Source organism: Streptomyces sp. NPDC059524 (assembly GCF_042749255.1).
Lineage (GTDB): Bacteria > Actinomycetota > Actinomycetes > Streptomycetales > Streptomycetaceae > Streptomyces > Streptomyces xanthii.
Genome location: NZ_JBHYTK010000107.1, coordinates 1 through 5,562 on the forward strand (window position 1 = coordinate 1; position 5,562 = coordinate 5,562).

At 73.5% G+C, this 5,562-nt stretch carries 6 protein-coding genes and 1 pseudogene; 1 reads left to right on the forward strand and 6 read right to left on the reverse strand.

Annotated features, from left to right (window positions below; genetic code table 11):
- From ACFW9D_RS26080 to galU, 6 genes and pseudogenes are all read right to left on the reverse strand, one after another.
- A pseudogene (locus ACFW9D_RS26080) lies at positions 1–533 on the reverse strand (hypothetical protein); the annotation flags it as partial.
- 172 nt (positions 534–705) lie between these two features.
- Positions 706–1,353, reverse strand: coding sequence for a GNAT family N-acetyltransferase (locus ACFW9D_RS26085; RefSeq protein WP_384625443.1), 648 nt, complete (start codon positions 1,351–1,353; stop codon positions 706–708).
- Positions 1,354–1,370: 17 nt separating this feature from the next.
- Positions 1,371–1,922 (reverse strand): molybdenum cofactor biosynthesis protein B, encoded by a 552-nt coding sequence (locus ACFW9D_RS26090; RefSeq protein ID WP_188338407.1) that lies wholly within the window; start codon positions 1,920–1,922, stop codon positions 1,371–1,373.
- The gene (gene moaC / locus ACFW9D_RS26095) at positions 1,919–2,398 is read right to left on the reverse strand and encodes a cyclic pyranopterin monophosphate synthase MoaC (RefSeq protein ID WP_384625446.1); all 480 of its coding nucleotides are present in this window, start codon (positions 2,396–2,398) and stop codon (positions 1,919–1,921) included. The genes ACFW9D_RS26090 and moaC overlap by 4 nt, the downstream gene beginning before the upstream one ends.
- 99 nt (positions 2,399–2,497) lie before the next feature.
- Positions 2,498–3,847: a gephyrin-like molybdotransferase Glp gene (gene glp, locus ACFW9D_RS26100; RefSeq protein WP_384625449.1), complete on the reverse strand. Its 1,350-nt coding sequence runs from the start codon at positions 3,845–3,847 to the stop codon at positions 2,498–2,500.
- Positions 3,848–3,851: 4 nt separating this feature from the next.
- Positions 3,852–4,754 (reverse strand): UTP--glucose-1-phosphate uridylyltransferase GalU, encoded by a 903-nt coding sequence (gene galU, locus ACFW9D_RS26105; protein WP_188338404.1) that lies wholly within the window; start codon positions 4,752–4,754, stop codon positions 3,852–3,854.
- A gap of 106 nt (positions 4,755–4,860) precedes the next feature.
- Here galU and ACFW9D_RS26110 point away from each other — a divergent pair, with 106 nt between their 5' ends.
- Positions 4,861–5,484, forward strand: coding sequence for a 5-formyltetrahydrofolate cyclo-ligase (locus ACFW9D_RS26110; protein WP_384625452.1), 624 nt, complete (start codon positions 4,861–4,863; stop codon positions 5,482–5,484).
- Positions 5,485–5,562: the final 78 nt, after the last annotated feature.

Genomic DNA, 5,562 nt, shown 5'->3' on the forward strand with positions numbered 1-5,562 from the left:
CCGGCCCCGCCACCGACGCGGGCGACGCGGGCGCCGTGGGAGCCCGCGGCGAACCGGCGCCCGGGGGGGCGGCGGGGGCGCGCGCGCACCTTGGGGCGGCGGGCGCGCGCCGGGGCGGCCGCGGCGGCGCCGTCGCGCGCGGGGCGGGCCGGGTGCGGGGCCGCCTCCGGCTCCGGCTCGGCGGCCGGCTCCGGCTCGGGCGCCGGTTCGGGTTCGGGGGCGCGGCGCCGCGCGGGGGGCTTGCGCTCCCCTGCCGCGGGCGCGACGAAGGCCCGGACGTCCACCGCGTCGGTGGTCGCGTCCGGGTCGGCCGGGGCGCCGGGCCGTTCGTCCGCCTCGGGCGGGCGCGCCTGCAGGTCCTTGGCGTATCGGCGCTCCATGCCCGCCCGGCCGGAGAGAAGCCGGATGGCGGTGCTGAAGCGTTCCGTCGGACGGGCTTCGTTCAGCTCGTCCTGCCTACGGAGCCACATCGGCACCAAGTAGGCGGCCCAGGCCCCGACGATGACTGCGTAGATGAGGCCGCTGCTGCTCACGCCTCACACCGTAGAGGGGTTTGCGTGAGGCCATCCGCCAATTGGGCCGGTGTGTCGCACGATCTGGCTGATATTTCGAGCATTTTTTGCGACTGATGCGATCAACCGGCCGCCCGGGGCGGGAATTTAATGCCTCCGGCGGTCGATCCGCGATCAATTTCGAACACTTATTTCATTTCGAGGGGGCGCCCGGGTCGAGCATGTTCGAGCCGCTCGGACCTGCGGTCTTGCTGCGCCGCTCGCGCCGCCACCGCTTCAGGAGCCCTTCGGGGATCTCCTCGGCGGTGAGCGCGAACACGAGATGGTCCCGCCAGGCCCCGTCGATGTGGAGATAGCGGGGGCGCAGGCCCTCCTCGCGGAATCCGAGTTTCTCCACGACCCTGCGGCTCGGCCCGTTCTCCGGGCGAATGCAGACCTCGATGCGGTGCAGGCCCACCGTGCGGAAGCAGTGGTCGACGGCGAGCGCGACGGCCGTGGGCATCACGCCGCGCCCGGCCACGGACTCGTCGACCCAGTAGCCGACGTGGCCCGCGCACATCGAGCCCCAGGTGATCCCCGCGACGGTCAACTGGCCCACCAGACGGCCCTGGTACTCGATGACGAAGGGCAGCATCCGGCCCGCGTTCGCCTCCCCGCGCAGGTGGCGGACCATCTGACGGTACGTCGGGCGGTGGGTGATCGGGCCGCTGGGCGTGGGCGGCGGGATCGTCGCCTCCCAGGGGCGCAGCCAGTCGCGGTTGCGCCGGTTCACCTCGCGCCAGGCGCGCTGGTCGCGCAGCCTTATGGGACGCAGGACGACATCGCCCTCCGCCAGGACCACGGGCCAGGACGGGCTGTTCAGTGCGCACCCCCGGGGGCGTGGGCATCGGGCCCGGCGTCCGGCCCGTCGTCCGGGCCGGCGTCGGGTCTGGGGTGGTCGCCGCCGCGGATCTGGTCGACGGCGTGCGTGAGCAGCGGCCCGAGGACGGCGAGCCCGTCCTTCACGCCTCCGCTCGAACCCGGCAGGTTCACGATCAGTGTGCGCCCGGCCAGGCCCGCGAGGCCACGGGAGAGCGCGGCCGTGGGCACTTTCTCCCGGCCGTACGCGCGGATCGCCTCCGGGATGCCCGGGATCTCCCGGTCCAGGACACGGGCGGTGGCCTCGGGGGTGCGGTCGGTGGGCGAGATGCCGGTGCCGCCGGTGGTGACCACGACGTCGTAGCCGGCCTCGACGGCGGCGCGCAGCGCGGCCTCCACGGGGTCGCCGTCCGGGACGACCTGGGGGCCCTCGACGGCGAAGCCCATCGCGCCGAGTCCGGCGGCGATCAGGGGGCCGCCCTTGTCCTCGTAGACGCCGGCCGCGGCGCGGTTGGACGCCGTGACCACCAGGGCGCGGTACGTGTCGCTCATCGGTGCCAGTCCCCGGACTTGCCGCCCGTCTTCTCCTCGACGCGCACGTCCGAGATGACGGCGCCCTTGTCGACGGCCTTGATCATGTCGACGACGGTGAGCGCGGCGACGGAGACCGCCGTGAGGGCCTCCATCTCGACGCCCGTACGGTTCGTGGTCTTCACGGTGGCGAGGATCTCCACCGCGTCGTCGGCCACCGACAGGTCGAGCTTCACCCCGGAGACGGCCAGCGGGTGGCACAGCGGGATGAGGTCGGGGGTGCGCTTGGCGCCCATGATCCCCGCGATGCGGGCGGTCGCGAGGGCGTCGCCCTTGGGAACGCCCTCGCCGCGCAGCAGTTCGATCACGCGCGGCGAGACGAGGACCCGCCCGCTGGCGCGGGCCGTGCGCGCGGTGACGGCCTTCTCCGACACGTCGACCATGCGGGCGGCGCCCGCCTCGTCGATGTGGGTCAGTCGGTCCTGCGAAGTGCTCATGGTGCTGTGGCGCTCCCGATCCGAGCCGTGCGCGGTGCGGCGCGCCGGACAGTTTGTGCGCGACACGCTACCGCGCGGCCCGGAGGGGAGGGCAGACGCTCAGCTCAGCAGCACGACGTCGACCTGGGTGCCGGGCTCCACGGAGGTGGTGGCCTCGGGGACGACGATCAGGGCGTCCGCGTGGGCGAGGGCGGCGACGAGGTGGGAGCCGGCGCCGCCGACCGGGGTGACGGTGCCGGTCGCGGGGTCGTGGGCGCCGCGCAGGAACTGGCGGCGGCCGGCCGGCGAGGTCAGCGCCTTGTCGGCGGTGAGCTTCGCGCGGACCTGCGGCCGGTGCACTTGGCCCGCGGGCAGCCCCATGAGGGTGCGGATCGCGGGGCGCACGAACAGCTCGAAGGAGACGTACGAGGAGACCGGGTTGCCCGGCAGGGCGAGCAGCGGGGTGTGGTCGGGGCCGATGGAGCCGAAGCCCTGCGGCTTGCCGGGCTGCATGGCGAGCTTGCGGAACTCGACGCCGCTGCCCGCGCCGATGCCGTCCTCGTCGTCGGGGTCGCCGATAGCGGAGAGCGCCTCCTTGACGACGTCGTACGCGCCGACGCTGACGCCGCCCGTGGTGACGACGAGGTCGGCGCGGATCAGCTGGTCCTCGATCGTGGAGCGCAGCGTCTCGGCGTCGTCGGCGACCGCGCCGACCCGGTAGGCGATGGCTCCGGCGTCCCGCGCGGCGGCGGTCAGGGCGAAGCTGTTCGAGTCGTAGATCTGGCCCTGGGCCAGGGGCTCGCCGGGCTGGACGAGCTCGCTGCCGGTGGAGACGACGACCACGCGCGGGCGCGGGCGTACGCGGACGGTGCCGCGGCCGATCGCGGCGAGCAGGGAGATCTGCGGCGGGCCGAGCACGGTGCCGGCGGAGAGGGCGCGGTCGCCCGCCTTGACGTCGCTGCCGCGCGCGCGGACGTGCGCGCGCTCCTGGGCGGCGCGGTGGACGCGGACCGCGCCGGAGGCGCCCTCCGGGGCGGCGCTGTGGGCCGTCATGGTGCTGACGGGGCCCGCGCCGAGCCCTCCGTCGGTCCACTCGACGGGGACGACGGCCTCGGCGCCGGGCGGCAGCGGGGCGCCGGTCATGATGCGGGCGGCCTGGCCGGGGCGGACCGTGGGCTGCTCGGACTGGCCGGCCGCGACGTCGCCGATCACGGTCAGCACGGCGGGGAACTCCTCGCTCGCGCCCGCGACATCGGCGACGCGCACCGCGTAGCCGTCCATCGAGCTGTTGTCGAACGGGGGCAGCGAGACCGGCACCGTCACGTCCTCGACGAGCACGCAGCCCTGGGCGTCGAGGAGTTGCAGCTCGATGGGGTCGAGCGGGTGGACGGTGCTGAGGATGTCCTCCAGGTGCTCGTCGACCGACCAGAGGTGGCCGTGACTGCTGGAGGGCGTGGTCGCGCTGCTCAAGGTCCTACATCTCCTCGGTGACGTAACTGCGAAGCCAGGTCCGGAAGTCGGGGCCCAGGTCCTCACGTTCGCACGCGAGTCTGACAATGGCCCGCAGATAGTCTCCACGGTCGCCGGTGTCATAGCGGCGTCCCTTGAAGACGACGCCGTGGACGGGGCCGCCGACCTTCTCGTCCGCGGCGAGCTGCTGGAGGGCGTCGGTGAGCTGGATCTCGCCGCCGCGGCCGGGCTCGGTCTTGCGCAGTATGTCGAAGACGTGGGGGTCCAGGACGTAGCGGCCGATGATCGCGTAGTTGGACGGGGCGTCGGCCGGTTCGGGCTTCTCCACGAGGTCGGTGACCTTCACGACGTCGCCGTCGCCGGTGGGCTCGACCGCGGCGCAGCCGTAGAGGTGGATCTGGGACGGCTCGACCTCCATGAGGGCGATGACGCTGCCGCCGTGCCGTTCCTGGACCTCGACCATGCGGGCGAGGAGCGGGTCGCGGGGGTCGATGAGGTCGTCGCCGAGCAGGACCGCGAAGGGCTCGTCGCCCACGTGGGGGGCGGCGCACAGGACGGCGTGGCCCAGGCCCTTGGGGTCGCCCTGGCGGACGTAGTGCATGGTGGCCAGGTCGCTGGACTCCTGGACCTTGGCCAGGCGGCCCGCGTCGCCCTTCTTCTGGAGGGCGGACTCCAGTTCGTAGTTGCGGTCGAAGTGGTCCTCGAGCGGGCGCTTGTTGCGGCCCGTGATCATGAGTACGTCGTCGAGACCCGCGGAGGCGGCCTCTTCGACCACGTACTGGATCGCCGGCTTGTCCACCACCGGGAGCATCTCCTTGGGAGTCGCCTTGGTGGCGGGCAGGAACCGGGTGCCGAGGCCCGCGGCAGGGATGACAGCCTTGGTGATCCTGGTGTGCGAGTCAGTCATGCCCGTCACCATATCCGGCGACTATGGGCGGAATCTGTGGGTCCGCTTTGATGGTCCATATACGCGTGGATAAAGAGAGGTTTGCGAACCGCACATGAGTCAGCCCATGAGCCGGCGACCGAGTGACCCGCGTGGCGCTCACCCTGACAAGCGCACGTTGCGACGAGAGCTCCTCGCGGTGAGGAGAGCGTTGACTGTGGATGACGTGCGGGAGACGGAGACGGTTCTCGCCCGCCGCGCCCTGGAGCTGGAGGCGCTCGCCTCGGCCCGCACGGTCGCCGCGTACGTGTCCGTCGGCGGCGAGCCCGGCACCGGCGCCCTCCTGGACGCCCTGCGGGCCCGCGGCACCCGCGTCCTGCTGCCCGTCCTGCTCGCCGACAACGACCTCGACTGGGGCGCCTACGAGGGACCCGGCTCGCTGGCCCGTGTCGAACACGCGGGCAAGATGGCCCTCCTGGAGCCCGCGGGGCCGCGGCTCGGCCCCGACGCCGTCCTGGAGGCCGACGTCGTCCTGCTGCCCGGCCTCGCCGTGGACGCGCGCGGGAAGCGGCTCGGCCGGGGCGGAGGCTCGTACGACCGCGTCCTGGCCCGCCTGGAGGCCGCCGGTGTCCGGCCCGACCTGGTGGTGCTGCTCTACGACCGCGAGGTCCTCGACGAGGTGCCCACGGAGGAGCACGACAAGGCGGTGGACGCGGTCGTGACGCCTTCAGGGGCGCGGCGCTTCACATGAACGCCGAAGGGGGGGGCCGCCCCCGGGGGGGGGCGCCGGGGAGGGGGGGGGGGTAGGATGGAGTGGATTGTTGGGGCG

What these genes read in the sequence shown, in the direction of transcription:
- ACFW9D_RS26090 (WP_188338407.1), bottom strand. Translation starts at nt 1,922, where the DNA reads ATGAGCGACACGTACCGCGCCCTGGTGGTCACGGCGTCCAACCGCGCC.
- galU (WP_188338404.1), bottom strand. Translation starts at nt 4,754, where the DNA reads ATGACTGACTCGCACACCAGGATCACCAAGGCTGTCATCCCTGCCGCG.
- moaC (WP_384625446.1), bottom strand. Translation starts at nt 2,398, where the DNA reads ATGAGCACTTCGCAGGACCGACTGACCCACATCGACGAGGCGGGCGCC.
- ACFW9D_RS26110 (WP_384625452.1), top strand. Translation starts at nt 4,861, where the DNA reads ATGAGCCGGCGACCGAGTGACCCGCGTGGCGCTCACCCTGACAAGCGC.